Source organism: Robertmurraya sp. DFI.2.37 (assembly GCF_029211245.1).
In the GTDB taxonomy this organism is placed as follows: domain Bacteria; phylum Bacillota; class Bacilli; order Bacillales; family Cytobacillaceae; genus Robertmurraya; species Robertmurraya methanolica_A.
On record NZ_JARGEJ010000004.1, the window covers coordinates 28,646 to 55,428 of the forward strand.

Here is a 26,783-nt window from a genome sequence, read left to right on the forward strand (position 1 = left end):
CTAAACTATTATTGGCTCATTATGTATGAAGCCTTGGTTTCGCACATGGGCCCAAGATCAACACCGACAAATTACAAAGCCTAACAATAAAAAGATTTTCTTTTCGAGGAGAAAGGTTGGTAACAATATCTTTCTTAAGAAAGCCGTAGCAAAACTAAATGCTACGGCTTTTTACTGTCCAGAAAAGATCTTTTGATTGCGCTCTATTACCCGTTCATGATAGCTCTGAAAAAGGGGTAATTCTTCTTCAGTTAAGGTTCCTGCATATAAATGTTCACTATTCCTCCGCAGAACTTGCAGTAAGCGTAGCATAACATCCTCTACCGTTAAATTTCGCTGCGTTAATTCTGATAATGAGGCCATCACAACCGGATTAATTTCTGGATATTCAAATTTGGTTTCAGATTGCCTTTTTCCTAATCGATAAAACTCTTGAATGAGCTGAGCCCGTTCACTTCCACTCCCATTGACGCAGAGATAGATTTGCACAGCAACCCCTCTGCGCAGACGCCTTTGCGATATGCCAGCGAACTTTCTTCCGGCAATACTTAAGTCATAGCTACCGGGGCAATATGAGCCGACAATTTCCCGCGCCTCAATTTCCACATTTAGATCGGCAAACATCGCTGCAACTAAAGCGAGCATTGCATCATAGCCACGATTTATATCAATGCCATTCTCTGTTTCCGGGAAAATAAGCGACACATTTAAGACGCCTTCGTCAAGGACAACTGCCAACCCACCTGAATTTCTCACAATGTAACGATAACCACGTTCCTCCAAGTGCTGCAATCCATCCGCTAAATAGGGCAGCTTCGTGTCCTGTATCCCCAGAACGATCGTATTATGATGCACCCAGGACCTTGCTGTTGCTGGTGAGAGGCCTGCTCCAACTGAAGCACATAAACAATCATCCATGCCAAAAGATTGAAGAGCATTGACATGTAAGCCAACAACCGATTGGTCTATCACTCGCCACACTTTTTGACTTAATAAGTCTTCCTGCATCCCTTTGTTTTCTCCTTCTACTCACTTTTATTAATCAATTTATTATATTATGTTTTCTTTTTAGTGAAAAAACAACTCCTATAAAGGAAAGCGATTTGAAAGCTTGGGCTTCCTTCGGCAGAAAAAACGAGCAAAAGGGTACCCCGTTAAGCATTAGCCCTTGTGGATACCCTATTGCCTTTTGCCATCCCCCTTAAAGGGAAGGCAGCATAGAATTATTGTTCTAAAGCTTGCGCCGCTGTAATAAGAGAAAGCTTGTAGACATCTTCTTCATTACAACCTCTTGATAAATCATTGACCGGACGGTTTAATCCTTGCAGGATTGGTCCTACCGCTTCGAAATTTCCAAGGCGTTGCGCAATTTTATAACCAATATTTCCAGCCTCTAAGCTCGGGAAAACAAATACATTCGCATCACCTTTAAGAGGGGAATTTGGCGCTTTTTTCTCCGCAACTGATGGAACAAAAGCGGCATCAAATTGGAACTCACCATCTAATACAAGTTCAGGGTTTAATTGTTGAGCAATTTTAACCGCTTCTGATACCTTTTCCGTTTCCGGTGATTTCGCTGAACCTTTTGTTGAGAAGCTTAGCATTGCTACGCGCGGTTCAATATTAAACATTTTTGCTGTAGTCGCACTCTCAAGAGCTATTTCTGCTAGATCTTGACTGTCTGGAGAAATATTGATCGCACAATCAGCAAAGACATATTTCTCATCACCACGAACCATGATGAATACACCGGATGTCTTTTTCACGCCTGCTTTTGTTTTAATTATCTGCAAGGCAGGGCGAACGGTGTCTGCTGTTGAATGAGCTGCACCACTTACTAAACCATCAGCTTTATTCGTATGTACAAGCATCGTTCCGAAGTAATTTTCATCTAAAAGGATTTTTCTAGCATCCTCTTCTGTAGCCTTCCCTTTTCTTCTTTCAACAAAAGAAGCAACCAACTCCTCCATATGCTCATAAGCTTTCGGATCGTAAATCTCCATTCCGTTTAAAGAAACATTCAAGCTTGTTGCCTTCTCTTGAATCTCTTGGACATTCCCAATAAGAATAGGTGTTAAAACTTTTTCGTCTGCTAATCGAGCTGCTGCTGCAATGATTCTTTCATCCAAACCTTCTGGAAAAACGATTTTCACTTGCTTGCTGCTTGCCTTTTCTTTTAACGTTGAAAATAAATCACTCATATGTCATCCTCCTTATATTGAAAAAAATAATATAAACTATTCATTTACTTAACCTATCTCTATCATTTCGCGGGGCAAAAAGGATCCACCTTCATTAGCATACCCTTCTCATATAAATTTTCAAGAAGTCGAGCAAATGAGAACGTTTACTTTGAAAAAGTTTATATATTCTTAAAAGTTGAATATTTGAATGTTGAGTTTCCTTTTTACTATTTACGAAAAAGCACGGATTTAACCAGCATAATTTCCTTATTTATCCTAAAATGGAAGTTGTCTTTCCATTCAAGGTTTATTCATATTTTTAATGGTGAAACTATGTTATAGTAATTTTAATTAGTGAATGATTTCTATTGAAATCGCCACATTTTAGTACATATTTAGGAGTGATGAGTGATGAGTGAAGCGGTTAAAACGCTCGATGGTTGGTATTGTCTACATGATTTCCGTGCAATGGACTGGACGACTTGGAAAATGATATCTCCAGAAGAAAGACAAGCAGCCATTCACGAGTTTTTAGGTCTAATCGAAAATTGGAACCGTACGCAAGACGATAAAAAGGGTAGTCATGCATTATATACGGTTGTTGGTCAAAAAGCAGATTTTATGATGATGATTTTACGACCAACAATGGAAGAATTAAATGAACTTGAAACTGAGTTTAACAAAACAAAGCTTGCTGAGTTTACAGTTCCTATGCATTCGTATGTTTCAGTGGTAGAGCTAAGCAATTATTTACCATCTGATCAAGATCCATACCAAAACCCAGAAATTTTGGCACGTCTCTATCCAACGCTTCCAAAAGCAAAATATGTTTGCTTCTATCCAATGGACAAGCGCCGCCAAGGAGAGGACAACTGGTATATGCTTCCAATGGAGGAAAGACGCAGCTTAATGCGCAGCCATGGGATGATCGGACGAAGCTATGCTGGACAAGTAAAGCAAATCATTACTGGTTCGGTTGGTTTTGATGACTACGAATGGGGTGTAACACTGTTCTCTGATGATGTTCTCCAATTCAAAAAGCTTGTTTACGAGATGCGTTTCGATGAAGTGAGTGCACGTTACGGAGAATTCGGTTCATTCTTTGTTGGAAACATCCTTGAAGTTAACCGAATTGAATCATTTTTACACGTTAATTAATTATTTTTGAATAGAGGGCGTCTTAAATGCGAAAGCTTTTGAGACGCCCTTTAAAACGAAGCCCTAAAATAAGACTTTCCTCGTTATTACAACCATCTTCATGAAAACCACCAAAAAATATGACGCTTTCGCATCATTACGTATTGTGAGTGTTTGCGGTTTACTGCTGCTTTTTATCCTTCTCAGCAAAAACAAACACCATGACCTTCAGTAGGATCCAGTTGCTCTTTAGTACTTACTAAAGCGCCTTTTTTTGCCTTAAAATCTTCAAATTTCTTCATTACTTTCCCAGCTTGTCTAGTGTCATAAAAGAAAAAATAGAATCATAACTATCCAATAGGATCTAATTTATCGTAAGTTTCATATGTAAAAAACGAACATATTCTTCGCATAGAAAAATATATATAGTGATAGCTCAACTTCTGCATTGCTTCATTATGAAGATCTGTTCAATTGTCCAAAATCGTTCGTTTTTTGTTTAGTGTAAGAAAATATTAAAATTACATTTATTTTTAGGAGGGAAGTCAATTGACGTACAATCCCAATTCTTATTCAAAAACACCCTATTATGGATACCAACAGCCTACCTATGGATACGGCGCTCCAGCAGGTCAAGCACCGACAGCGCCTCCAGTGCAGACAGGAACCATGTTTCCAACTGCCGGAGGACAACAGCCGACACAGCAGATTCCAGGAATGCTGCCACTGGAACAGTCTTATATTGAAAACATTTTACGTTTAAACAGAGGAAAATTAGTAACGGTGTATGCAATGTTCGACACAGTCTCTGCTGAAGGTCCATCGACACGAACCTTTAGAGGAATTATTGAAGCAGCTGGAAGAGACCATCTGATTATTAGCGATCCAGAGTCTGGCACGCGCTATTTAATTCCAATGGTTTATTTTGGCTATGCCACATTTGACGAGGAATTAGAGTACGACTATCCATACGGAGTACCGGGGGCAACCGCTTACCCACCGAGGTAAAAAAGCATAAGAACCTGTGCTAAGTCCATGTTAAATTTTATGAAAAGGCTTTTTGAAACAGAATGTGATAAATCGATCTAAAGCTTATTTCGTGTAAAGCCTTCATTGCGCTCATCTTACAATTATCCTGAAAGAAAGCATGAGCCAAAATTGAACATCGCCTAATAAAAGCCAATATAAAAACGGGATCCCCCTTGAGGTTCCCGTTTTTACATTATTTTTACAGCTGCAATCACAAGCAATAACCACGCTGCCAAAAAGGCTATGCCACCCAATGGAGTAATTGCCCCAAGCACGGAAATTTGCGTTACGGCAAGGATGTATAGGCTCCCCGCAAAAAGAATGATTCCGATAAACATAAGCCATCCAGACCATGTTAAGAGCGCACTTGCTGGATATTTACCAAGCAGTATCGCAATAATAAATAGACCTGTTGCGTGAAACATTTGATATTTGACCGCTTTTTCCCAAATATTTATATATTTTGGTTCAAGCTTCCCTTCTAATCCATGCGCTCCAAACGCACCTAATGCGACTGCTAAAAAAGCATTGATCGCACCTAAAATAATTAATATTTTCATGTTCATTCTCCTTTGGCGCAAAAAATTGCAGATTTGCTTAATAGACTGACGTTATTCTTTAACCATGTTCAGTGCTCTCTGGTACATTGCAGCTCCTGCAAACTAAATGGCGTAGAACAATGCTAAGCGTTTAAAAGTCAAAGAGAGAATCACCGTTTGCTTCATCATCTACTTTCATTTTTGCTGGCTGTTGATATTGAACTGCCCGCTGAGGTTCGATAGGGGAAGATTGCGGAAATGATGACATTGGGCGTTGGCGACTTGTCTCCTGCTCCAATGCCAACTCACACAATGTTTTAATTGCATAGATCTTCTCTCTTATTCGCACTTCCGAGTCGCTTTGTTTCGCCTGCTTTAACTCTTCCTCTATTTTATCAAGCAATGATTGCATCGAAATATTCATTTTACCACCTCACAGTTATCTACTTTACCATATCATATCTTACAGAACGGGATTTTAAAAAAGAAATAGATTCCATGAGGGAAACGAACGGCGTAATGCTTATTTCTTCTCGTATTTCAAACACTTATGTCCTGAAGCTCGCAAAACCTCTTGAGAAGGAAGCCTGCTTGTTTTAAATTGGAAGGCCCGGCAACCCTTTGGAAACTTCTTATCCCACGTAACGTAAAAATGTTTGCAGGCAAAACAATTGATTCGTTCTTCCTTCAATATCGTCAACCCTTTTCATTTTAACTCATTTTCTACTGTTATTTCAGATTCAAAGCTCAGTCCCCAATCAATTTCTTTTCTATTGCCCTTTCTCAATAATTGATTAATTCGCGAAAACGGTCTACTTCCAAAAAAGCCTCTATGAGCCGATAAGGGACTTGGATGGGAGGAAGCCATGACAAAATGCTTCTGCTCATCGATCAGACTCCGCTTTTTTTGAGCCGGCTTTCCCCAAAGCACAAAAATAATTGGAGTTTCCCTATCGTTTAGGCATGTAATAATCCTATCCGTAAACGTTTCCCAGCCTCTTCCTTGATGGGAATTGGCTTCCCCTGCTCGGACCGTTAGAACCGTGTTTAAAAGGAGAACGCCCTGCTCCGCCCATTTTTTTAAGTAGCCATGATCTGGAATGTTACAGCCTAAATCTGCTTCAAGCTCCTTATCAATATTTTTAAGTGATGGCGGAATTGGAACCCCAGGTAAAACAGAAAAGCTCAATCCATGTGCTTGATTTGGACCGTGATAAGGATCCTGACCTAAGAGCACAACCTTCACATCATCAAATGAGGTTAAATTAAGCGCCTGAAAAATATATTCTTGCGCTGGATAGACAATCGAATGCTCATATTCCATTCGCACAAAATCGATCAGCTCTTGAAAGTATCGCTTTTCCATCTCCGATTTCAATTTCTCGCGCCAATCTCGATGCAAGAGACTATTGATGTTCATAGTGTACAGTCACCTCATAGCCGATTTGTTCAAAAAATTTCTGCAATGTTTTTTCAGCATTTGCTTCAGCCATTTGCAACAGCCCCTGAGCCATCGCCTCTTCCTTCACAAGTTCCTTTGCTTCTGCAGCCAGTTCAAAAGCTTCCTCCCAATTAACCTCCGCACGGAAAATCCCTTCGACCGAAAAAGCTTGTACATGATCAAAGTCTAATGATGGCTCTTGAATAATGGTCGCAGAAGGCAACGTGATCTCTAACGTCTTTTCTTCTTCGTCTATTCTTAAATTCTCGGCATTCACATTTTCTAAGTCAACCCCTGCCGTTACTGTACCAGGTACAACTAATAATAACTTTCTTTTTGTCCCAGGAATATTCGTTGATATTTCCTTTCCAAACAACTGGTTATCCTCTTTTTCAATTACCGCCTTTACAAATGCTTGGGAAGAGGCCAGTGAAGAGAGCTCCTTCATCTGTTCTATGAAGCTACCTTTTTCCACCTTTGCTTCGGTTCCAGAAAAGAGCTTAAAAGTTCCAATTCCAATTACAGTTCCAACTAATAATAGCGCAACTAAAATAACGATTATTTTCAAATACCACTTCCGAAGACCTACTTTTAAAAAGCCTTTAAAAGTTGGCGTTCTTTTATTTATATCTAAAGCAGCCGTAGTTGCCGTCTGCTCCTTACCTTGCTGAAGTTCATTCATGATCGCATCAAGCTGTGCTAATATTTTCTCATCATCTCTCTTTTCCATTATCCTCGCCCTCCTAATCCTATGTCCTTCTACCTATTATAAAGGAAAAAGAAAGAATCGATAAGATTAATAGATTTTCCATTTCGCATAGACTGGCAGTTACACCACTATGCCAGCATCTTCTTAACCATTAGTCTTTGTTATAGTGACTCGTTTCGAGGTTGCCCAATGGACTGGCTGTTCTCCTTCTAGATGCGCTTTTTCGCAGGCAAGGACGATTTGCATTTCTCACAGAATCCTCACCTTCCGTTCCAATCAATAGGAAGGGCATCCACAAACAGAAACTTTCCAGCAATAAAAATACCTCCTTGCCATTACAGCAAAGAGGTATGTCATTTACATTATCCAAGCAATCTTTGGTAAATGGAGCGGGCCTGTGCTAAATCTTTTGTTCCATGGATGAGGGCTCGTCCATCTTTAAAAATCACGATTCGATTAGCTTCCATTTCGATTGATAATAAGTATGGATTTCCTTTCACTTCATAGTGAATCGAGCTTAAATGAGCGGCGAGCTCATTGAGATCCACCTCTCCTTCCTTTGACGGACGGATTTGCACCGTGTCTCGACCACATAACACTTCTGATTTCATCAAATTCTCTCGACTTAAGTATGGATACGTTCGCTCACTACCACAGGATAAGCAGCTTTCATCCTTTGCTCTCGACATTTTCATGCTGCTATATTGATTCCTCCATAAATCGAAGCTAACGAAAGAGTGACGCAGTGCCTCCCAGTCTTCCACGAGAATTTTTAATGCCTCAGCCGTTTGATGAGCCACAACCATCTGCACAGTTGGGGCAATAATCCCAACTGTATCACAAGTCATTCCCTGTACAGGAAGAGACTTAAGCAAGCAATTAAGACATGGCGTCTTTCCAGGGATAATCGTGAAACTCATCCCAAAGCTTCCTACACAAGCACCGTAAATCCAAGGAATTTGATATTTATGGGCAATATCATTAAGCGCCATTCTTGTCTCAAAATTATCAGTCGCATCAAGGATGAGATCGACGCCCTTCACAAGTTCATCAAGCATTTCAGGAGTCGCATCACCAACTACGGCACAAAGCTCTACATCAGAGTTAATCGCACTTAATCGCCGTTCTGCAGCCACAGCCTTCGGCAGTTTTTGTAGCACATCTTCCTCCGTATAAAGCTGTTGTCTTTGGAGATTGCTTGCTTCCACATAATCCCGATCGACAATCGTTAATTTCCCAACCCCTGCCCGAGTCAATATTTCACCATTGCTGGAACCGAGTGCGCCTGCACCAATCATGAGAACATGCTTTGCTCGCAGCTTCTCTTGTCCATTTTTCCCAATCGGAGCAAATAACATCTGTCTTGAATAGCGTTCGTACATCACTATCCCTCCTTTCCAGGTAGAAAAAACTGCCCAACGGACAGTTTAAATGAAAATCATTCTAAAGGCTGATTGTAAAGCACACAAACCCTTGAGAAATGCGAAGTTACTCTAACAGGGCATATACGTAACTTTACAATGAAAGCAATTTGTAGCTAGACAAGGGCAAGCAACGAAGAATGCGAGCGTTCGCCATCTGTCTGGAAATTAACCTCCGCTCACAGGAGGAATAAACGCAACTTCATCGCCTGCTTCAATAACATCCTCATTTGAAGCAAATTCTTCATTTATCGCTGTCATCGCAGAGTCAAGCTTCTGAAGGTTATATTCCGCTGCAAGTAATTCCTTCACTTCAGCAACTGTTCTCCCCGCTACATCGATGCGAATATTTTCTTCACCAACCTCATCCTTTAAATGAGCGAAAAATAGAATTTTATTCATATAAATCCTTCTCCTCTGGTTTTCCTGTAGGATATGCGACCTTTTCGAGCTGATCACCAATCCACTCTTCTCCGTCCTCCCAATGCTCCTTCTTCCAAATGGGAACGATTTCTTTAATTCGCTCGATCGCATGGCGATTGGCTTCATATGCATCAGCACGGTGAGGGGTTGACACAGCAATCACTACCGCTACATCGGTAATGTCTAATCTCCCAACACGATGGGTGATCGCTACCTCCGCGCCTGGCCACCGCTCTTTAATTTCATCACCAATTTGCTCAAGCTTTTTGACAGCCATTGACTCATAGGCCTCATAAATTAAATAAAGGGTCTTTTTTCCCTTCGTTAATTCCCTGACTGTTCCAATAAATGTCGTAATTGCCCCTGCATTGCGCTGTACAACCTTATCAATTACTGCTTGTATATTAATTGGTTCTTTTGCAATTTCAAAATTCATCATCTAGCACCCTCTTCAACGTCATTGTAAATTTCTCGGCTCCGCATTTACTACAACAGAATAGCCACCAATTGCCTCCACTCTAGCCTGAAACTCCTTTGACTGAATGATGCCTACTAATTGCTGCCCTCGGTCACTTTCAAAGAAAGCCTTTGTCATGAGCAGATCGTACTCTTCATCAGCGATCGCAATAAAATCTAAGCCCATCGCCTTTGCTGCCGGGTAAATTCCAAGACCGACCGCTTTCGGACTGCCCTTCACCTCAGCTGCAACACTAAGATGGGAAAACATCTCCCGATCATAACCATTGATTTGTTCTGGCTCTATCCCGTGCTCTCTTAATAATAAATCAAATAAGATTCTCGTGCCGGCTCCTTTTTGACGATTTACGAACAATGCTCCTTTTTCAGCAATATCAGAAACATCTTTGATATTTAACGGATTTCCTTTTGGCAGAAGCCATCCTTGCTTCCTTCTTAAAAATGGGTAAAGAACGACTTCTTGCTCCGCAAGAAATTTCTTCACATAAGAAAGATTATATTGCTTTGTTTCAGGATCCAATAAATGGACTCCTGCCATGTGAGCTTCCCCTTTTCTAATGGCCATAATCCCCGCCATACTGCCGACATGTGAGGAAATAATTTTTGCATTGTTCGATTGCGCACGTAGATAAGATGAGAGAATATCAATGGTTAAATCGTGACTGCCATTAAACACCACAGCGGACTTTATTTCCTCCTCGGAACGAAGAAGCTCTATTTCAACATATTCCCCTTGTTCATATCCCAATTGTTCAGAAGGAACAACTAATAACCCGTCTGCTTTCACAAGAGACATCGTTACTCCCGCCGCTCTTGTTAAGGGGTTAGCAATATATTCGCCTCCCACATAGCCAATGGTCATACGTACAAAATCTTCCGCCCCCATTGTTGAAACAATCCTACGCCCTAGCTTTACCTTTAACGTTTGCCTTTTCGGCACTGTTATTCCTAAATATGCACAAACAAGCGGGCGCACGAACCATTCAAGGGATAAATACGCAGAGACAGGATAGCCGGGAATACCAATAACAATGGTATCGTTTATTTTTCCTAAAATTACTGGCTTGCCCGGCCTTGTTGCCACACCATGGGTAAACACTTCACCAAGCTCAGCGATAAGATGAACAGTATAATCCTTTGAACCTGCTGAGGAGCCAGCATTGATGACAACGATATCAGAGGCTTCAACAGCATCTAGCAAAGCTTGCTTAATTTCTTCCGGTTGATCCTTTACTATCTCATGCAAGATCGGGGCCCCACCCCACTCATAAATGTAGTTGGCGATTACAGAACCATTAAATTCGATTAATTTTCCTGGTTCGGCCCCTACACTCGGAGCAATTAATTCGTTTCCCGTTGGAATAATCGTTACGACAGGTGGTCGCACCACTTTAATTTTTGTCGTTTGCGACGCCAATAGCACCCCTATATCAACCGGTCTAATTTTATGTCCTTGCGGAAAAAGCATTTCTTCTTGGACGATGTCTTCACCTATCGGACGAATATGCAGCCATGGAGAAACCGGCTCAATAATTTCAACGACATCCTCCGATAACTCATCCACATTTTCAATCATAATCACTGCATTAAATGGTGAAGGAATAATATTTCCTGTGTCCACATAGACAAAATCTTCATTTCGTTTTAGCTGAACTGGATTCTGTTCATGAGCCAAAAAAGTATCCTCAGCCCTTACAGCAATTCCATCCATAGCAGAAGCATGGTAATGAGGCATTGAATTTAATGCAAATACTGGCTCCGCTGTTATTCTTCCTAATGCTTTACTGCTATCCACCCACTCCGTTTCCCTGCGCGGACGAAAATGGGTGAGAAGCTCTTCTACTGCCACTTTTCGAGGTTTATCCTGGAGGTATACTTTTCGTTTGTATTTTTTCATTGTTTCACACCTCATTGAAATAATATAACAGGTACTCGCTCTCCTTTATGGATCCCTTCACTCTCGGAAGCAATTTCCAACATCCCATCACTTTTTACAAGAGTAGAGATGAGCCCTGATTTCCCCAAAATCGGCTCGGCATACCATTCATTTTTTTCTTCAAAAAGTCGAATGCGAATATAATCTGTACGACCTGGAGCAGAAGGGATATTTTTTGTTACCTTCGCAAAGGTGAGCCTCAAATGATTCACGCTTCCTCCTCCCAGAATATCGAGAATCGGTTTGCCAAATAACGAAAAAATAATCATCGCTGAAGCCGGATGTCCAGGGAGACCAATAATCGGTTTTATTCCTGCTTGTGATAAAATCGTTGGTTTTCCTGGTTTAATTGAAATTCCATGGACATAGACCCCCGGCTCTCCCAATGCTTCTATCACCTCGACCGAATAATCCTTCGTTCCCACTGAACTGCCACCTGTAAGGATAAGACAATCTGAGATATCGAGCAATTCTCTCGCTCGTCTTTCCAATTCATCTCGGCTATCTTCGACAATACCGCCATAAATAAAATCAAGCCCCCATTGCTTAACTAATGCACCAATGGTTGCTCCATTCATATCTCGGACTTCTCCCATTCGCAAATCCGGCGACTCCATAGGAACAATTTCATCTCCCGAAGATAAATATCCTACAACCGGCTTCCGCCAAACTGAAACCTGATGGACCCCTTGGGAAGCCAGAGCGCCAATTTCTTGGGCACGAAGTTTTGTCCCTTTAGTCAAGAGCACCGCACCTTCTTTTAAATCCTCTCCAATCGAAATTACATTTTCCCCTGGTGCGACTTGCCGATATAAATTCAACAGGTGACTTATTTCTTCGCAATGTTCAATCATAACAACAGCATCACTGCCATCCGGGAGCATTCCTCCAGTTGGAACATACATCGCTTCTCCACTTTGTATTGGCCTTTCTGGCACCTGTCCCATTTTCACTTCCCCTACTACGGTTAAAAAGCCTGGCATGCTCTCTGATGAGCCAAATGTATCCTTAGCTCTAACAGCATAGCCATCAACAGAAGAACGGCGGAAATTTGGAACATTCTCTTGTACAGTTATATCTTCAGCTAAAACGAAATGAAGTGCTTGATCGAGAGGCATTATAATGGCCTCTGTTAGCGGTTTTACCATATCCTGAATTAACTTTTGAGTTTCTTCCACTGATTTAACCTGGAAAAATTTCATATCATCTCTACCCTTTGTTTATGCCATTTTTCATACTCATCTTCTTGGCTTGCTCATACTCTTCCGGATGGTTCATATTAAATAAGTCAGACTCACTCAGCTTAATGCCGTAATCATTCAATTCTATTTCATTCATTATTTTAACATGAATATTCCGAAACATCTCTCTTATCCGCAATTGCTTCTGTTCTAGCGCTGCTTTTGCCTCTTCTTTTACTTCTTTTCGATAAGCGGCAAATAAAGGATGGATCTTATCAGAAATTTTAGGGATAGCTACTTGGTACTCTGCCAATTGCCCAAGAAGCACCGAACCAAGTCTCGCCGAAATAAACGGCATATCACAGGCGACAAGCAAATTATGCTCTGTTTTAGTTGCGCTTAGGCCAGCATGAATACCCGCAAGCGGCCCCATATCCTTCCACTCATCTTCCACCATGGGAAGATTTAAAAAAGCATAATCTTCAAACGAGTTAGTTACAATGATAATGTTGTTAACTATCGAATCTAGCTCTGCTACCACATGCTCAATCACAGATTTTCCATCTATGCTTAATAATGCCTTATTGGTACCCATTCGACTCGATTTACCGCCGGCTAATATTATTCCTGTCGCTTCCATTTTCCCACCTCATCAAAAACATAAGCTCCGTATATTAATTTACTTTCGTATCGTCAGGCATACCATATCCGTTTTCTTGTGCAATGAAATCTAAATGAATGGATTTAATATCAAGAAGGGCAATGGAGTCCTTTTTGATCATTTTGCGAACATCAATTACCTTTGTATAACCGTTACAGTCATGACACACATGAACCTCCGCACTATCATCCTTTTCAACCTTGAGGATTTCCAATTTCCCAGGCTCCTCACTACCGCAATGGGCACATTTAATTTTTTTCACTTCCCAGGCATAATGACAGCGGGGACAAGTAACTTCCTTTCTTCCTTTTTTGTTAATAATAGCAAGGCGAGGAGCCTCTCCACAAGCTGGACAGCAACCATGAACATCAGTCTTTTTTAATTCTTCTCTTATTTCAGTGGTAGCTCTTTGGAGAAATGGACGGATCGCGTGCTCTGCCACAAAATAAGGAAGCCAGCTTGCAACATGATGTTCTTCTGCAAATGCTTGAAAATAACGCTGATGAACTGTAAGCACCTCTGGATGCCACTGTTCCAATATTTTTGTTGAAATACTTGATTTTAACGCTTTAATATCAGCTTCAAGTGAAGGCTGCTTCTCTTCTAATAATGTAAGCAGTTCTTCAATAAAACGATGATATTGCTGAAAATCGATCGACAGTTGTACTTGAGGAAGCGCAGGATACTGTGTTAATGCCCTTACTTGTTCTACATCAATCAACTTCTCATCCTCTAATTGCTGACTCCATTTATCATTTAACAATTGAATCTGTTCTTCCAATTGTTGATACTCTTTATTGAGCACATTCATATTATTCACCTCTTCATTAATAGAGGAAAGGCTACCCAAAAGCTGGGTAGCACTTTCCACATCATGTTCATTCAATAGCCCTCTATCCTGTTATCAAGTTTCGAGTAGTTCTTCTTAGGCATGCTTTTTTGATTTTTTCTTTTCTTCTTCCTTCAATTCATCGTACCAGCGGCCATGATGATGTTCTGCATAATCTTCCGTTAAATCACCCTTGAAAATGCCACGCAAAGATGGTTTTGCTAGTGCAATCGACATATAAATATGGCCGATCGCTACCGCCGCAGCAAGACCCAATCCAATATTATGAATAGGGTAGGCCCACATGATAATCCCTTTTGCAAAATATTGCGGGAACCACATAACAAGACCCGAACAAATCAGCATAATCGTCGTAATGATCATGAGCCAAGAATTAAGCTTTTCTCCTGCATTAAAGAAATCCTGTTTTGGAGTATTTGACTTCATTCCGAAGAACTCTTTTCCAAACTGCGGGAAAAACTGAAAATCGTGTTTCTTCCAAGAGAAAATATTTTTGCTCCATGTTCTTAAGCCATGGCGATCAAAAAGTAATAAAATTGGAAGTGGCAGCATAAAAGCTACTGCTGCAATTCTATGAATTAAACGTGCCCCTTCTGGACCACCAAGTATTGGATAGAGCCAATTGAAAAAGTCTGTATACATCGGCAGCGCAGAGATATAGAGAACAAAGAATGCACCAGCATTTACCCAGTGAGCAATAATAAAACCTAAATTGAATCGTTTAACCATTTTTTGATTCCCATGATTACTCATGATCCTGGCCTCCTTTATGCTCCCCTTTCTCTCTGTTCATGGCATGGGCAATGACTGAGCCGACTACTGCCATCGTTGTGACGCCGAACATTGCCTTTCCTAACGGTTGAGCATAGTCCTTCCATACGATTTGTGATAGTGGCACCTTCGGATTTTCCGGAAGTCCGTATACGGACGGCTTATCTGCAAGCAAGTAGACTGTCGTCGTCCCCTTAATCCCTTGCGGATTATAAATATTCGCATTCGGGAAGCGTTCCTTAATTTTTGCTAAACGCTGTTCAGCCTCGGATAACACTTTTTCCTTTTCATCATAGATAAGACAATCTGTATGACAAGCTGTTACACAAGCTGGCTCCAGCCCTTGCTCAAGGCGATCTGTACAAAGGGTGCATTTTTGCGCTCTGCGATATTCTTTCCCATGTTTGTCCTTATAAGTAGCCAGCTCAACCACATCAAACGTACAGTTTTGCACACAGTATCCACAGCCAACACATTTATCATGATCAATGACGACAGAACCAAATTCTGTATGACTAATCGCATCCTCTGGACATGCTTTTTCACAAGCCGCTTCGACGCAATGTAAGCATGATTGATGTCTAAATAACCACTCAAACCCACCATTTGCCGTTTCATGCTCATTATAAGTAATCACATTCCATGTATGAGCATTTACCTTCGCATGTGATTGAATGGAGCCGGAATATTCTTCCGTTACGGTAGGAAGGTCATTCCAATTTTTACAAGCAACCATACATGCACGACAACCGTCACATTTCGTTACATCTACAAATTTAATATAATCGGCCATCATTACACCCTCCTTACATCGCACAGGAATGCTTTATATTCCGGTATTGTTGAGTTTGCACATCCAATATGCGGTGTTAAGCGGTTTGCCGTAGCACCTGTTGCAATTCCCTTATAGCCAAAATGCCATGGCATCCCAATATGATGCACAGTTTTTTCCTTTAATTTATACGGTTTAAAACGCTTTGTAATCATCGCGTATGCTTCGATTTCCCCACGTGCCGTTGCGACGATCACTTTATCCTTTTCCTTAATGCCCTTTTCTTTGGCAAGCTCTTCACTTATCTCAATAAACATATGGTTGACAAGCTCTGCCAGCCAAGGGACATTTCTTGTCATTGCACCGGACTGCCAGTGCTCAGATAAACGATAAGTTGTTGCAACAATTGGATATTTATCCGCTTCCCCTTTTGCATTCATTTCTTCTTCGCCAAACTGGACAGCTGGATTCAACTGCACACTGGAGAACGCATTGGAAATTGGATTTTCATAAGGCTCATAATGTTCAGGGAACGGTCCCTCATTTAATTTTGATGCTGCATAAATCGCACCTTTTCCGCCTGCCATCATAATGAATGGATCATTGAAGGTCGGATCGTCTGGTCCCTTTGTTGCCACAAAGTCAGGAATGTCATACCCTGTCCACTTGCCTTCCTGTGCATTCCATTCTATTCCTACCCGCTCCTTGCTCCATGCCTTTCCGTTGAGGTCAGCACTTGCACGATTGTAAAGGATCCGGCGGTTTGCAGGCCATGCGAAGGACCAATTCAAGAAGTTGCTCATACCTTCGTTTGTATTATCACGACGCTTTGCTAGATTTTCATTTTCTGGGTAGAAACCTGTATAAATCCAACATCCAGCTGTAGTTGAGCCGTCGTCTTGAAGGTCACCAAACGATTGAATTTGCTTTTTCGTCTTCCAATCATATCCATTAATATCTTTACATACTAATTCGATATCTGGATGATCATCGTCCCCGTAATTCCAATATAGGGCGTTAATTTGTTTCGCAGCAGGTGTGGATTCGTTTTTATAAAGCTCTTTCAAGCGACGTGCTAACATATGGGTAATTTCTAAATCAGCACGAGATTCTCCCTTCGGAGCAATTCCTTGCCAGCGATATTGCATCCAACGTCCTGAGTTTGTAACAGAACCTTCTTTTTCAAAGGAAGAACATGCTGGTAGAAAAATAACTTCCGTTTGTACAGATGCTGGGTCATTACCTGCTTCCTTTTGCCAAAATGCAGATGTTTCTGTCTCAAATAGGTCCACTGCTACCATCCATTTTAAATTAGCCATGGCAGCCTGCTCTTTAAAGCTGTTCGGACCACCGACAACTGGATTTGACCCGAAAAGGATTAAGCCCTCAAGCTCTTTTCGGTGCATCGCATCAAATAAGCGCATAAACGAGTAGTCTTTCCCAGGTGCGATTTTTGGCATGAAATGATAGCCAAACTCATTATCAACTGTAGCGTTATCTCCGTAAAACGACTTCAACATACTTGTGTAAAACTTGGGCTTATTGACCCAATAGCCTGATGTTGGTGTAATCCGCTCCAAGAAGCCTTGATAAGTTGAATCCCCTTCAGAACCTGTTGGTACTTCCATATAGCCTGGTACATTGTGATAAAGTAAACCGAAATCAGTTGAGCCTTGAACGTTGGACTCCCCGCGTAGAGCATTTACACCACCACCGGCAATTCCAATATTCCCAAGGAGAAGTTGCAGAATTGCATATGCACGAATATTTTGCGTACCAACTGTATGTTGAGTACCACCCATTGCGTAAAGAATCGTTCCTGCTTTGCCTACTTCACCTGTCGAGCCATACGTTTTACAAATATCAAGGTAGGTATCCTTATCCGTACCGGTCACACCAACTACTGTGTCGATATCATAGCGCGCATAGTGCTTTTTCATAAGTTGGTAGACACAATTTGGATCGGTTAATGTTGGATCGGTTAAAACATTGCCTTCCTCATCCGTTTTGAAGGCCCATTGCGATTGATCATATTTTCTTGTCGCTTCGTCATAACCGCTGAACATTCCGTCCTCAAACTTATACGTATCCGCAACAATGTAAGCTGCATTTGTATAGTGAGCTACATATTCTTTATGATATAGTTCATTCTCTAAAACATAATTAATCATCCCGCCGATAAAAGCGATATCCGTTCCTGAACGGAGTTGTCCGTATACGTTCGCCATTTGTGATGTTCTCGTATAACGGGGATCTACGGAAATAAGTTTTCCACCCTTTTCGAGAGCTTTCGAGATCCATCTAAAGCTAATTGGATGATTTTCTGCAGGGTTTGCTCCAATCACCATAAGAACATCTGCAAATTGCAGATCATTCCAATGATTTGTCATTGCTCCACGACCGAATGTAGGCGCCAGACCGGCAACCGTTGAACTATGTCATATTCGGGCCTGGTGTTCAATGTAAGATAGTCCTAGACCAGCGCGGAACAATTTCTGAAGCAAGTGGCATTCCTCGTTATCCAACGCTGCACCGCCCAAATAGGCAATCGCATCAGTTCGATTAACGGTGATTCCATTTTCTTTCTCCATAAATGTTTTATCTCTTGTTTCCTTAATGTTTTTCGCTACCTTATCAAGCGCAAAATCCCAATCTACCTCTTCCCACTTAGAACTTCCTGGGGCCCTGTACATTGGCTTAGTCACACGTTTTTCTGATGTATATACTTGACGCACTGTCGTTCCCTTACTACATAAAGTTCCCTCGTTTATTGGGTGATCTGGATCCCCCTCTGTATAAACGACATCATCTTCATTTGCGTAAACTAATATTCCGCAACCTACAGAACAATAAGGACAAATAGTAGGTGTTGGCGTTAGTTTCGCAATCTTAAATTCTTCTGACTGTGCTTTTACTGACTTCTCGTCAAATCCAAGCTCAACAACTGCCAAAGTAGCAGCTACTGCACCAGACAATTTAAGAAACTGCCTTCTGGTTACATTCACTTCCATTTCTCTTCCCCCTCCGTTGTGTTTATTTCCTTTTCCATAAATAGAACAAATAATAAATATATAGAAAATCCTACCTATCCCCGTCAGATCCTTTAGTAGCGAAGAATCTGGCTTATGTTAAAAAAGGCTTAGTTAGGATTAGCCCCCAAAGCTCTTTCTTCTAAGTCATATATCACTCTACCAAGTGATGTATATTGAATCGCCATTCTTCCCCTTAAATATCCAACTACTTCAATATTTAAATATTTAGCAAGTTGAATGGCTTGTTTTGTAGCAGCAGTCCTTGAAGCAACGATTGGAAAACCAAACTTCGCTGCTTTCGATAGCATTTCATAAGAGATTCTACCGGTCGTAAGCAACAATAAAGAAGACGGTTCCAACTCGTTTCTAACCGCATGACCAATAATTTTATCAACTGCATTATGACGTCCAATATCCTCACGAATGGTCATAGCTCCATTTTGTTCGACAATACATGCTCCATGCATGCCGCCCGACTCTAGATAAAGGGGTGAATTCCTAGCAAACTCACTTCTCTTTTTTAAGAGATAAGAAAGTTGGTATGTTTTTCCTACTTCAACCTTGTTAAACGTTTTCACATCTGTCATGGAGAAAAAAGTAACCCCTCTGCCGCAGCCAGCAGTGTAATGCTTTTTCTTTGAAAACATCTTCTCTGTATTAAAATTTGTCGCTAATGTAACTTCGATGACTCCACTTTCTTCATTAATTAAAACCGTTTGTACATCAGCAGCACGCTCAATCATTCCTTCAGAAAAAAGATACCCATAAACCCAATCCTCTAAATCCTGTTTCGTTAGCTGAAAGACCGCAACTTCAAAATCATTGACTACAAGAGTAATAGGATATTCCTCCGGGCAACCTTTTTGGTTCATAACCATTCACCTCGTCAGCAAACCCCTCTTGGTTCACTTGTTTATTTTAAAAAAACAGCTCCTTCGATTTCTGCGACAAATATCACAAGTTATAATTGCAATGGACGTTAACATGAAGGCGTTCACAAATGTTCTCCGCAATTCGCTCGTGCCGTTGTCCAATCTCTTTTTCATTATTAAAACCGAGTGTTTATTACTCATTTTCTGAAATCAAACGCCATATACGTACATTATCGAAAAACACATTAACGTCGTTCGTGTTTGCCCTTCCGACAAAAAAGGTATATGCGATAAAATTGTGAAATTATTTTTTGTCTATTCAGTGACATTTTCTATTCTCCAAAAATTTTAAGTTGCACGTTTTTGTCGAGAATGTTAACAAAAAATGGGAAAGTCGATTTAATATATTCAGTGTTTTAATAGTGCTATTGAATAATGTTACGATCGTAGCTTAAATCTTATTGCCTATTAATTCTGTAACTTTTATCACACTTGCGTAGTGAAAATAAGCATTTCTACACCCTTATCATAAACCACTCCACAACCTTGTTAATGTTGAAAATGTGACATTCTGACATCTTCACAGAATGTTCAAAAAATAGAAACCACGATTCACAATTTGCACATACTTTATGTGCACTGAATTATTTTAATAATGTTCGTAATCGTTCTAAAATTGATTAACCTGTCTCTTTAAGATAAAATGAAAAACAAAACACTTCATTAGGGGGCAACTACAATGTCAATGAAAAAAGCTTTAACCATCGCAGGTTCAGACACAAGCGGCGGAGCCGGGATTCAAGCCGACTTAAAAACATTTCAAGAACTCGATGTTTATGGAATGTCTGCTATAAACGTCATTGCTACGATGGATCCAAAAAACAATTGGCGCCACAGCGTTTTTCCTCTTTCAATCGAATCCTTTGAGGCACAGCTAGAAACGGTATTTTCTGTTAATCTCGATGCTTTGAAAACGGGAATGCTAGCTAATGTCGAAGTTATTGAGCGGATTGCAAAGGCGATTGATGAATATGGCGTAAAAAATGTGGTCATCGATCCGGTGATGGTTTGCAAAGGTGAGGATGAGGTGTTAAACCCTGAGAATGCAACTGCACTAAGGGATGTACTCGTACCTAGAGCTTTAATTGTTACACCAAATTTATTTGAGGCTTCCCAACTTGCTGGAACTGCCCCAATCAAAACGATAGATGATATGAAGGAAGCGGCTGCAAAGATCCATGCTCTCGGAGCAAAGTATGTTCTCATTAAAGGCGGGAGCAAGCTGGACTATGACAAAGCAGTTGACCTGCTCTTTGACGGGGAAGAATACAAGCTTTATGAGAGTGAAAAAATTGATACAACCTATGTTCACGGTGCGGGCTGTTCTTATTCTGCAGCCATTACTGCTGAGCTAGCAAAAGGAAAATCCGTATTAGAAGCCATTGCACTTGCAAAAGACTTCGTTACGGCTGCCATTCGTCACGGCTTTAAGTTAAATGAATATGTTGGACCAACAATGCACGGGGTGTACCGTACGTTTGGTGCAGAAGGAAAATAAGCTATAAACAGACCGCCCTTACACAAGAGGGCAGGTGAATGAGCAGCCTATCGGCTGCTCTCAGACTGTAGACAAACTCGATGAAATCAAGTTGCCTACAGTCTATTTTGATTTAGAATATTCATTAAGAGTTATGTAAAGATGATAGAAAAATGATGACGAGAAATCCTATTACAGACAGAGACCTATTCGAAGTGGATTACAATAGAGCAGTTGGTACCTCAAGATCATTTATACGTTAGCTCGAGTCTGCAATTGATTTCTCCTTCATTTATCCGTAACTGTGGACCATGTTTTTAAACTAATAATCTTAATTGAACTCTTGAGTTACAAACCTCTTTTGTTCCGATCAATCGAATTGCGAGCTTATTCGGACTGGAATCTTGCTCACTTTGCCCGTTCTGTCCGAATACACATCTTATTCGGACTGAAGTCTTGCTCGCTTTGCCCGTTTTGTCCGAATACACCTCTTATTCGGACTGAAGTCTTACTCGCTTTGCCCGTTCTGTCCGAATACATCTCTTATTCGGACTGAAGTCTTGCTTGCTTTGTCCGTTTTGTCCGAATACACCTCTTATTCGGACTGAAGTCTTGCTTGCTTTGTCCGTTTTGTCCGAATACACCTCTTATTCGGACTGAAGTCTTGCTCGCTTTGCCCGTTTTGTCCGAATACACCTCTTATTCGGACTGAAGTCTTGCTTGCTTTGTCCGTTTTGTCCGAATACACCTCTTATTCAGACTGGAATCTTGCTCGCTTTGCCCGTTTTGTCCGAATACACCTCTTATTCGGACTGAAGTCTTGCTCGCTTTGCCCGTTTTGTCCGAATACATCTCTTATTCGGACTGGAATCTTGCTCGCTTTGTCCGTTCTGTCCGAATACACCTCTTATTCGGACTGAAGTCTTGCTCGCTCTGCCCGTTTTGTCCGAATACACCTCTTATTTGGACTGGAGTCTTGCTTGCTTTGCCCGTTCAGTCCGAATACATCTCTTATTCGGACTAGAATCTTGCTCGCTTTGCCCGTTCTGTCCGAATACGCCTCTTATTCGGACTGGAATCTTGCTTGCTTTGTCCGTTTTGTCCGAATACACCTCTTATTCGGACTGAAGTCTTGCTCGCTTTGCCCGTTTTGTCCGAATACACCTCTTATTCGGACTGGAATCTTGCTTGCTTTGTCCGTTTTGTCCGAATACACCTCTTATTCGGACTGAAGTCTTACTCGCTTTGCCCGTTCTGTCCGAATACCTCTCATTGAGGCCACTGCTCCATGGAGGCTCACCGCCCCCGGAAGGCAAGCACTTGGAGCTGAAATTAACGTATTTAACCGCAATTCCATCCAAAATGCCAAAAGACATCGAGAGTACTCTCAATGCCTTTGTTGACAAGCTGAGAGCATCCAAGAGGCTACTCTTTTTTTGATCCGGATTTTGGGAGGAAAGCTGTACTAAAAAGTAACACACTGGCAATGATGCCTCAGCTTCGCGCCATTCATCACCACATCTTAGCAATGACTTGCAAAAAAACGGAAATAAACACCAGAATTCCCAACCTATAAGAGCCTTTTTAAGTGGATTGCTCATGGTCGTAAGCCAACTATTTCTTTTTTGCCATCAATTTTAGTAGAATGAATGTACGCTTGGATGTTTTAAAGGAGGTATTCTACATTGGAAGCAGTAAAGACGGAAAATGTACAAAAAGAACTTAATCGCTTGGCTAATCAAGAAGTATATATCCATCTTGAAACGACAAATGGGGCGTATGCAACCCACCATGATGAATCATTTTTTTCATCGGGTGCTTACATTCGTAACGCAAAGCTCGTTTACACGCTTGGAAAAATTACAGGGCCGAATCCATACCGTGTTGGACTTAAACTAGATATTGGCTGGGTGTATGCCGAGGGAATTACTCATTATGAAGTGGATGAAAAAGGAAGATTGCTTCTAGCTGGTCATGATTTTCAAGGCAAACTCGCTGTTGCCTTAGAAATTAGCCAAATTCCATTTGAATAGTCGAAAATCGATTTGGAATAAATTTAGAACAACGGAAAACAACTCACTATAAAGTGATAGTATGAAAGGAGACGATCTTTAATGGAAAAAGAACGGCATGTATTAGTTATTTTCCCTCATCCAGATGATGAGGCATTTGGTGTTTCCGGTACGATCGCTAGCCATATAAGCAATGGGACGCCGGTCACTTATGCTTGCCTAACCTTAGGTGAAATGGGGAGAAACATGGGAAATCCTCCTTTCTGCAATCGGGAAACACTTCCACAAATCCGCAAGCAGGAGCTACAAAACGCTGCACAAACATTAGGAATCACTGATTTAAGAATGCTTGGCTATCGCGATAAAACCGTTGAGTTCGAAGATCAAGAGAAATTAATCACTGATTTTAGCTCAATCATTGCTGAAGTCAATCCATCTCTTATTATTAGTTTTTACCCTGGATATTCTGTCCATCCAGACCATGATGCAACAGGGGCCGCCGTCGTCGAAACGGTAAAACGAATGCCAAAGGAGAAAAGACCGAAATTAAATTTAGTGGCCTTCTCAAAGAACTGTGTCGAGAAATTAGGGGAACCGGATATTATTCATGATGTTCATCCTTTTATTTCAACAAAGCTTGCGACAATCAAAGCGCATCGTTCCCAGACCCAATTAATGGTCGCTGATGCCGAGGAAAAATTGAAGCAAAACGATCCACAAATTATTGCATGGCTCCAAAACGAGCGCTTCTGGAGCTACAACATAGATTAAGTCAGAGAATCAGTAAGGGATTGTGTAAAAAGCCAGCCTTTTTACTCAGTCCCTTCTTTCTTTCCTTCAACTTCTTCCTTTAAATATCGAAGCAAATAACCATCTTCCTGTTTAAGAATTTTCACAAGTGCACGTCTTGAGAAAAAGCTGAACAGCCCTTTTATTTTGACATCGGCTTCAAACTGAGCTTGTGTCCCTTCTTCAATCGCTTCAAATAAGTATTTATACGTAATCGTGATGGCACCTGCAACACTTTCCGTTGTATAAACTCGATTGGGCTCATACTCAATAATTTCAATTTCCGCTTTTGTCTCTCTTCCGCGAACATTTCTTGTTTCTAATAGTTTCGTCCCTTTTTTAATCGGACCCTCTGTCAATTTTTCTAACTTCACCACATTGGGCATGATATCTGTAATATTTTCCAACGTTATTAAATACTCAAATACTTCCGCTACAGGTCTCTCAATGATAATACTTGATTGGAAATCCGCCATAACACAACCTCATCTTTCAAAAAGTGATAGGATTATCGTCTCAAAAGCTACAAGTATTAGTCAAGAGTCAAAAAGTTTTAAAGTTCTTGGCTTTGTTATGTATCGGTGTTCATTTTTAGATCACTTTCTCTATCCTTTTAGCTTAACTAAAAGACGAGGATGTCCGAAAAACTTAGCATTTCCTGCAGGAGTCGTCCTCTTAAGTAATTTGCCCAATACTCATATGTACTTCATACTAATAAAGTTCTTTATAATCCTCTTTTAACAATTCTTCTAAATCCTCTGATGAATAATCGGATAACTTAGTGTGATCACGTAACATCTTTGCAGCCGATGGTAATTTTTCTTTACTATGCCATGATGAGGAATCCCATAACTTAGATCTTTTAAATGCTTTGGCACAATGGATAAAACATTCGTTCACTTCGACAGCAATGGCTAACATAGGGGCTTTCCCATTTACAGCCGTTTGCTTAAGCAACTCCTCATCCTTCACTATAAAAGCTTTCCCATTAACCCGTAACGTTTCTCCTAATCCTGGAATAAAAAATAAAAGCCCAACCTTTGGATTGCTAATTATGTTTGAGAGCGAATCCAATCTCCTGTTACCCGGTCGTTCAGGAATGATTAAATAATTTCTATTTAAAACCAATACAAAACCTGGACTGTCTCCCCTTGGTGAAACATCACAAAACCCCGACTTATTAGCTGTCGACATTGTCAAAAAAGGCGATAAAGAGATGAACGTACGACAATGCTCATCTAAATAATGAACCACTTTCTTGGTTACAATTTCACTTGGATAACCAACTAACGCTCGTATTTCTTCTTCTGATTCTATCATTTTACTAAATGGTAATTCTCGACGCATTCAATTCCCCTCCTTCCTAATTTCACCCACTGACTTTTGTGCGCTCCTCTAAAGAAAAGATTTTTTCCCCTCCAGAATATGTTTCTAAAACCTTTATTTCATCTATCTCTTCGGGATGAATAGTCAAAATATCCTTATTCAACACAATGAAATCAGCAAAGTAACCAGGCCTTAATTGCCCTATCTTCGGAACACGAATAATTTGTTGAGCATATTTTGTATACAAAAGGATAGCTTCTTCTATCGTAACTCTTTCATTTCGGTTAAATTCCAATCCAGTGTAGGTTTTTCTGGTAACAGCAGATTTAATCCCGATAAATGGATCCGAAGGCTCTGGCCACGAAGTAGCAGGTGCATCTGATGAAAATGAAAAGGTCACTCCATGCTCTAACATTGTTTTAAAAGGGTAGGACTTTTCAACTCTACTAACTCCTAAATTATTCAAATAACTATCATATTCAGCGAAAAGAAAGATAGGTTGAGTAACAAATCCTATACCTGCATCCTTCGCCTTTTTTAATGTCTCAATTGTCGGAAAAGATCCGTGCTCAATTCTTATAGAGGGAGCATCCTGAATCCACATTTCTTGATTGGCAAATGTATCTACAATAAGTTTAATTGCGTTTTCCCCCATCGCATGTACGACCAATTGAATTCCTTGTTTTTTGGCAAAATCAGCCGCCTGTAAAAGTTCCTCTTCGGTAGTAATGGATAAACCAGTATTGTTCCCATCACCTAAATATGGTTTCTCTACCCACGCTGTTTTTCCAGAAATACTTCCATCTGCGAATAATTTGACACCACCAATATGTACGGGTTCAAGAGGATCCAATTGGGTCATAGGAAGTGTAATTACATGCTGTAAATCCTCCCAAATATAATAAAGAACCGTTCTTTGTTTATACCCGAGACTTGTCGCTGTTTTGTATAAATCATAATAATCAATTGGAGAGTTTTTAGACATCATATCAGTAACCGTCGTTATCCCTTGTGAGGATAGCTTAGAGCTTAGCTTTGTAAGTAATTGTGCATTTTCTGCAAGCGTCAGATCAGAAATAATATCATAAAATAAATACCTTGCCTTTTCTTTTAATATTCCATTTATCTCTCCTCTTTCATCAACACCAATTTGCCCTCCTATTGGGGATTTTGTATACTTATCAATCCCGGCAAGCTGTAAGGCAAAACTGTTTACAATAATTATATGTGAGCAAGCTCTAGTAATAATAACTGGTATATCTGGTGCGACCCTATCTAAATCCCAACGGGTAATCTCTCTTTGTTCTCTTAGTTTTGCTTCATCAAACCCCCATCCTCGAATCCATTCATCTTTTTTATTCTCTTTTATACGCTCATATTTCTTTCTTATTTCATGTAGCAATTGTTCAATTGAATTGATGAGCGGAGGACCACAATATATTTGCTGCTCTGCTTCTGCTAATAATAATGGATGCATATGAGCATCTATAAAGCCAGGAAGCACTCTTCTCCCTTGGAGGTCTATCAGCTTCTTTCCCTCCTTTTTAACATCACGTTGATTCCCAACCCAAACTATTCTTCCTGATTCTACGACCATTGCATTTGCATAAGGCTGTTCTGTATTTGAGGTAAAAATTAGACCATTATAGTAAAGCTCCTCCACCATTCTCATCCTCCTAAGGAAA

At 40.6% G+C, this 26,783-nt stretch carries 25 protein-coding genes; 5 read left to right on the forward strand and 20 right to left on the reverse strand.

Going from position 1 to position 26,783, the window contains the following annotated elements; all coding sequences use genetic code 11:
- Window positions 1-171 precede the first annotated feature (171 nt).
- Both lipL and pta read right to left on the reverse strand, forming a co-directional pair.
- The gene (gene lipL / locus PZE06_RS03365) at window positions 172-1,008 is read right to left on the reverse strand and encodes an octanoyl-[GcvH]:protein N-octanoyltransferase (RefSeq protein ID WP_150914456.1); all 837 of its coding nucleotides are present in this window, start codon (window positions 1,006-1,008) and stop codon (window positions 172-174) included.
- A gap of 215 nt (window positions 1,009-1,223) precedes the next feature.
- On the reverse strand, window positions 1,224-2,201 hold the full coding sequence (gene pta / locus PZE06_RS03370; RefSeq protein WP_150914458.1) for a phosphate acetyltransferase: 978 nt from the start codon (window positions 2,199-2,201) through the stop codon (window positions 1,224-1,226).
- Between the two features lie 393 nt (window positions 2,202-2,594).
- On the opposite strand from pta, the gene hemQ reads away from it, so the two are divergent.
- Together hemQ and gerQ are read left to right on the forward strand one after the other, a co-directional pair.
- Window positions 2,595-3,341, forward strand: coding sequence for a hydrogen peroxide-dependent heme synthase (gene hemQ, locus PZE06_RS03375; protein WP_150914460.1), 747 nt, complete (start codon window positions 2,595-2,597; stop codon window positions 3,339-3,341).
- 528 nt (window positions 3,342-3,869) lie between these two features.
- Window positions 3,870-4,328, forward strand: a complete 459-nt coding sequence (gene gerQ / locus PZE06_RS03380; RefSeq protein ID WP_150914462.1) for a spore coat protein GerQ — start codon at window positions 3,870-3,872, stop codon at window positions 4,326-4,328.
- A 209-nt stretch (window positions 4,329-4,537) separates the two neighbouring features.
- On the opposite strand, the gene PZE06_RS03385 is transcribed toward gerQ, so the two are convergent.
- The 15 genes from PZE06_RS03385 to fdhD all read right to left on the reverse strand — a co-directional run bounded on the left by PZE06_RS03385 (window position 4,538) and on the right by fdhD (window position 19,434).
- Complete coding sequence (locus PZE06_RS03385; RefSeq protein WP_150914463.1) at window positions 4,538-4,909, reverse strand: DUF423 domain-containing protein; 372 nt, start codon at window positions 4,907-4,909, stop codon at window positions 4,538-4,540.
- Window positions 4,910-5,039: 130 nt separating this feature from the next.
- Window positions 5,040-5,312: a YwdI family protein gene (locus PZE06_RS03390; RefSeq protein ID WP_150914464.1), complete on the reverse strand. Its 273-nt coding sequence runs from the start codon at window positions 5,310-5,312 to the stop codon at window positions 5,040-5,042.
- Between the two features lie 282 nt (window positions 5,313-5,594).
- Window positions 5,595-6,308, reverse strand: coding sequence for a uracil-DNA glycosylase (locus tag PZE06_RS03400; protein WP_150914468.1), 714 nt, complete (start codon window positions 6,306-6,308; stop codon window positions 5,595-5,597).
- Window positions 6,295-7,059: a DUF4230 domain-containing protein gene (locus PZE06_RS03405; RefSeq protein ID WP_150914470.1), complete on the reverse strand. Its 765-nt coding sequence runs from the start codon at window positions 7,057-7,059 to the stop codon at window positions 6,295-6,297. Before PZE06_RS03405 ends, PZE06_RS03400 begins: the two co-directional genes overlap by 14 nt.
- A gap of 341 nt (window positions 7,060-7,400) precedes the next feature.
- Window positions 7,401-8,420: a thiazole biosynthesis adenylyltransferase ThiF gene (locus PZE06_RS03410; protein WP_150914472.1), complete on the reverse strand. Its 1,020-nt coding sequence runs from the start codon at window positions 8,418-8,420 to the stop codon at window positions 7,401-7,403.
- A gap of 207 nt (window positions 8,421-8,627) precedes the next feature.
- Window positions 8,628-8,861, reverse strand: coding sequence for a molybdopterin converting factor subunit 1 (moaD, locus tag PZE06_RS03415; RefSeq protein WP_095312232.1), 234 nt, complete (start codon window positions 8,859-8,861; stop codon window positions 8,628-8,630).
- Window positions 8,854-9,318, reverse strand: coding sequence for a molybdenum cofactor biosynthesis protein MoaE (locus PZE06_RS03420; protein ID WP_095312234.1), 465 nt, complete (start codon window positions 9,316-9,318; stop codon window positions 8,854-8,856). Before PZE06_RS03420 ends, moaD begins: the two co-directional genes overlap by 8 nt.
- A gap of 21 nt (window positions 9,319-9,339) precedes the next feature.
- Complete coding sequence (locus PZE06_RS03425; protein WP_150914474.1) at window positions 9,340-11,256, reverse strand: molybdopterin biosynthesis protein; 1,917 nt, start codon at window positions 11,254-11,256, stop codon at window positions 9,340-9,342.
- A gap of 11 nt (window positions 11,257-11,267) precedes the next feature.
- A complete protein-coding gene (locus PZE06_RS03430; RefSeq protein WP_150914476.1) occupies window positions 11,268-12,497 on the reverse strand; it encodes a molybdopterin molybdotransferase MoeA in 1,230 nt (409 codons plus the stop codon).
- Window positions 12,498-12,504: 7 nt separating this feature from the next.
- Window positions 12,505-13,116, reverse strand: a complete 612-nt coding sequence (mobA, locus tag PZE06_RS03435; protein ID WP_150914478.1) for a molybdenum cofactor guanylyltransferase — start codon at window positions 13,114-13,116, stop codon at window positions 12,505-12,507.
- 34 nt (window positions 13,117-13,150) lie between these two features.
- Window positions 13,151-14,023, reverse strand: a complete 873-nt coding sequence (locus PZE06_RS03440) for a formate dehydrogenase accessory protein FdhE (RefSeq protein WP_150914480.1) — start codon at window positions 14,021-14,023, stop codon at window positions 13,151-13,153.
- 39 nt (window positions 14,024-14,062) lie between these two features.
- The gene (locus PZE06_RS03445) at window positions 14,063-14,740 is read right to left on the reverse strand and encodes a formate dehydrogenase subunit gamma (RefSeq protein WP_150914482.1); all 678 of its coding nucleotides are present in this window, start codon (window positions 14,738-14,740) and stop codon (window positions 14,063-14,065) included.
- Complete coding sequence (locus PZE06_RS03450) at window positions 14,733-15,554, reverse strand: 4Fe-4S dicluster domain-containing protein (protein ID WP_306421094.1); 822 nt, start codon at window positions 15,552-15,554, stop codon at window positions 14,733-14,735. Before PZE06_RS03450 ends, PZE06_RS03445 begins: the two co-directional genes overlap by 8 nt.
- Window positions 15,554-18,541, reverse strand: a complete 2,988-nt coding sequence (gene fdnG, locus PZE06_RS03455; protein WP_225310600.1) for a formate dehydrogenase-N subunit alpha — start codon at window positions 18,539-18,541, stop codon at window positions 15,554-15,556. The genes PZE06_RS03450 and fdnG overlap by 1 nt, the downstream gene beginning before the upstream one ends.
- 128 nt (window positions 18,542-18,669) lie before the next feature.
- Window positions 18,670-19,434: a formate dehydrogenase accessory sulfurtransferase FdhD gene (gene fdhD / locus PZE06_RS03460; protein WP_150914484.1), complete on the reverse strand. Its 765-nt coding sequence runs from the start codon at window positions 19,432-19,434 to the stop codon at window positions 18,670-18,672.
- Window positions 19,435-20,173: 739 nt separating this feature from the next.
- Between fdhD and pdxK the strand changes: the two genes are divergently transcribed.
- From pdxK to bshB2, 3 genes are all read left to right on the forward strand, one after another.
- On the forward strand, window positions 20,174-20,992 hold the full coding sequence (gene pdxK, locus PZE06_RS03465) for a pyridoxine/pyridoxal/pyridoxamine kinase (RefSeq protein ID WP_150914487.1): 819 nt from the start codon (window positions 20,174-20,176) through the stop codon (window positions 20,990-20,992).
- Window positions 20,993-22,656: 1,664 nt separating this feature from the next.
- A complete protein-coding gene (locus tag PZE06_RS03470; protein ID WP_150915294.1) occupies window positions 22,657-23,004 on the forward strand; it encodes a YojF family protein in 348 nt (115 codons plus the stop codon).
- Between the two features lie 81 nt (window positions 23,005-23,085).
- Window positions 23,086-23,754, forward strand: coding sequence for a bacillithiol biosynthesis deacetylase BshB2 (gene bshB2 / locus PZE06_RS03475; protein WP_150915293.1), 669 nt, complete (start codon window positions 23,086-23,088; stop codon window positions 23,752-23,754).
- Window positions 23,755-23,795: 41 nt separating this feature from the next.
- Here the strand turns inward: bshB2 and PZE06_RS03480 are convergent, their stop codons facing one another.
- The 3 genes from PZE06_RS03480 to PZE06_RS03490 form a co-directional block, all read right to left on the reverse strand.
- Window positions 23,796-24,248, reverse strand: a complete 453-nt coding sequence (locus PZE06_RS03480) for an SRPBCC family protein (protein ID WP_095312526.1) — start codon at window positions 24,246-24,248, stop codon at window positions 23,796-23,798.
- 235 nt (window positions 24,249-24,483) lie between these two features.
- Window positions 24,484-25,119 (reverse strand): pyridoxamine 5'-phosphate oxidase family protein, encoded by a 636-nt coding sequence (locus PZE06_RS03485; protein ID WP_150915292.1) that lies wholly within the window; start codon window positions 25,117-25,119, stop codon window positions 24,484-24,486.
- 22 nt (window positions 25,120-25,141) lie between these two features.
- A complete protein-coding gene (locus PZE06_RS03490) occupies window positions 25,142-26,764 on the reverse strand; it encodes an amidohydrolase (RefSeq protein WP_191963189.1) in 1,623 nt (540 codons plus the stop codon).
- Between the last annotated feature and the right edge of the window lie 19 nt (window positions 26,765-26,783).

What these genes read in the sequence shown, in the direction of transcription:
- lipL (WP_150914456.1), bottom strand. Translation starts at nt 1,008, where the DNA reads ATGCAGGAAGACTTATTAAGTCAAAAAGTGTGGCGAGTGATAGACCAA.
- pta (WP_150914458.1), bottom strand. Translation starts at nt 2,201, where the DNA reads ATGAGTGATTTATTTTCAACGTTAAAAGAAAAGGCAAGCAGCAAGCAA.
- hemQ (WP_150914460.1), top strand. Translation starts at nt 2,595, where the DNA reads ATGAGTGAAGCGGTTAAAACGCTCGATGGTTGGTATTGTCTACATGAT.
- PZE06_RS03385 (WP_150914463.1), bottom strand. Translation starts at nt 4,909, where the DNA reads ATGAAAATATTAATTATTTTAGGTGCGATCAATGCTTTTTTAGCAGTC.
- PZE06_RS03390 (WP_150914464.1), bottom strand. Translation starts at nt 5,312, where the DNA reads ATGAATATTTCGATGCAATCATTGCTTGATAAAATAGAGGAAGAGTTA.
- PZE06_RS03400 (WP_150914468.1), bottom strand. Translation starts at nt 6,308, where the DNA reads ATGAACATCAATAGTCTCTTGCATCGAGATTGGCGCGAGAAATTGAAA.
- PZE06_RS03405 (WP_150914470.1), bottom strand. Translation starts at nt 7,059, where the DNA reads ATGGAAAAGAGAGATGATGAGAAAATATTAGCACAGCTTGATGCGATC.
- PZE06_RS03410 (WP_150914472.1), bottom strand. Translation starts at nt 8,420, where the DNA reads ATGTACGAACGCTATTCAAGACAGATGTTATTTGCTCCGATTGGGAAA.
- moaD (WP_095312232.1), bottom strand. Translation starts at nt 8,861, where the DNA reads ATGAATAAAATTCTATTTTTCGCTCATTTAAAGGATGAGGTTGGTGAA.
- PZE06_RS03420 (WP_095312234.1), bottom strand. Translation starts at nt 9,318, where the DNA reads ATGAATTTTGAAATTGCAAAAGAACCAATTAATATACAAGCAGTAATT.
- PZE06_RS03425 (WP_150914474.1), bottom strand. Translation starts at nt 11,256, where the DNA reads ATGAAAAAATACAAACGAAAAGTATACCTCCAGGATAAACCTCGAAAA.
- PZE06_RS03430 (WP_150914476.1), bottom strand. Translation starts at nt 12,497, where the DNA reads ATGAAATTTTTCCAGGTTAAATCAGTGGAAGAAACTCAAAAGTTAATT.
- mobA (WP_150914478.1), bottom strand. Translation starts at nt 13,116, where the DNA reads ATGGAAGCGACAGGAATAATATTAGCCGGCGGTAAATCGAGTCGAATG.
- PZE06_RS03445 (WP_150914482.1), bottom strand. Translation starts at nt 14,740, where the DNA reads ATGAGTAATCATGGGAATCAAAAAATGGTTAAACGATTCAATTTAGGT.
- PZE06_RS03450 (WP_306421094.1), bottom strand. Translation starts at nt 15,554, where the DNA reads ATGATGGCCGATTATATTAAATTTGTAGATGTAACGAAATGTGACGGT.
- fdhD (WP_150914484.1), bottom strand. Translation starts at nt 19,434, where the DNA reads ATGAACCAAAAAGGTTGCCCGGAGGAATATCCTATTACTCTTGTAGTC.
- pdxK (WP_150914487.1), top strand. Translation starts at nt 20,174, where the DNA reads ATGTCAATGAAAAAAGCTTTAACCATCGCAGGTTCAGACACAAGCGGC.
- bshB2 (WP_150915293.1), top strand. Translation starts at nt 23,086, where the DNA reads ATGGAAAAAGAACGGCATGTATTAGTTATTTTCCCTCATCCAGATGAT.
- PZE06_RS03480 (WP_095312526.1), bottom strand. Translation starts at nt 24,248, where the DNA reads ATGGCGGATTTCCAATCAAGTATTATCATTGAGAGACCTGTAGCGGAA.
- PZE06_RS03485 (WP_150915292.1), bottom strand. Translation starts at nt 25,119, where the DNA reads ATGCGTCGAGAATTACCATTTAGTAAAATGATAGAATCAGAAGAAGAA.
- PZE06_RS03490 (WP_191963189.1), bottom strand. Translation starts at nt 26,764, where the DNA reads ATGGTGGAGGAGCTTTACTATAATGGTCTAATTTTTACCTCAAATACA.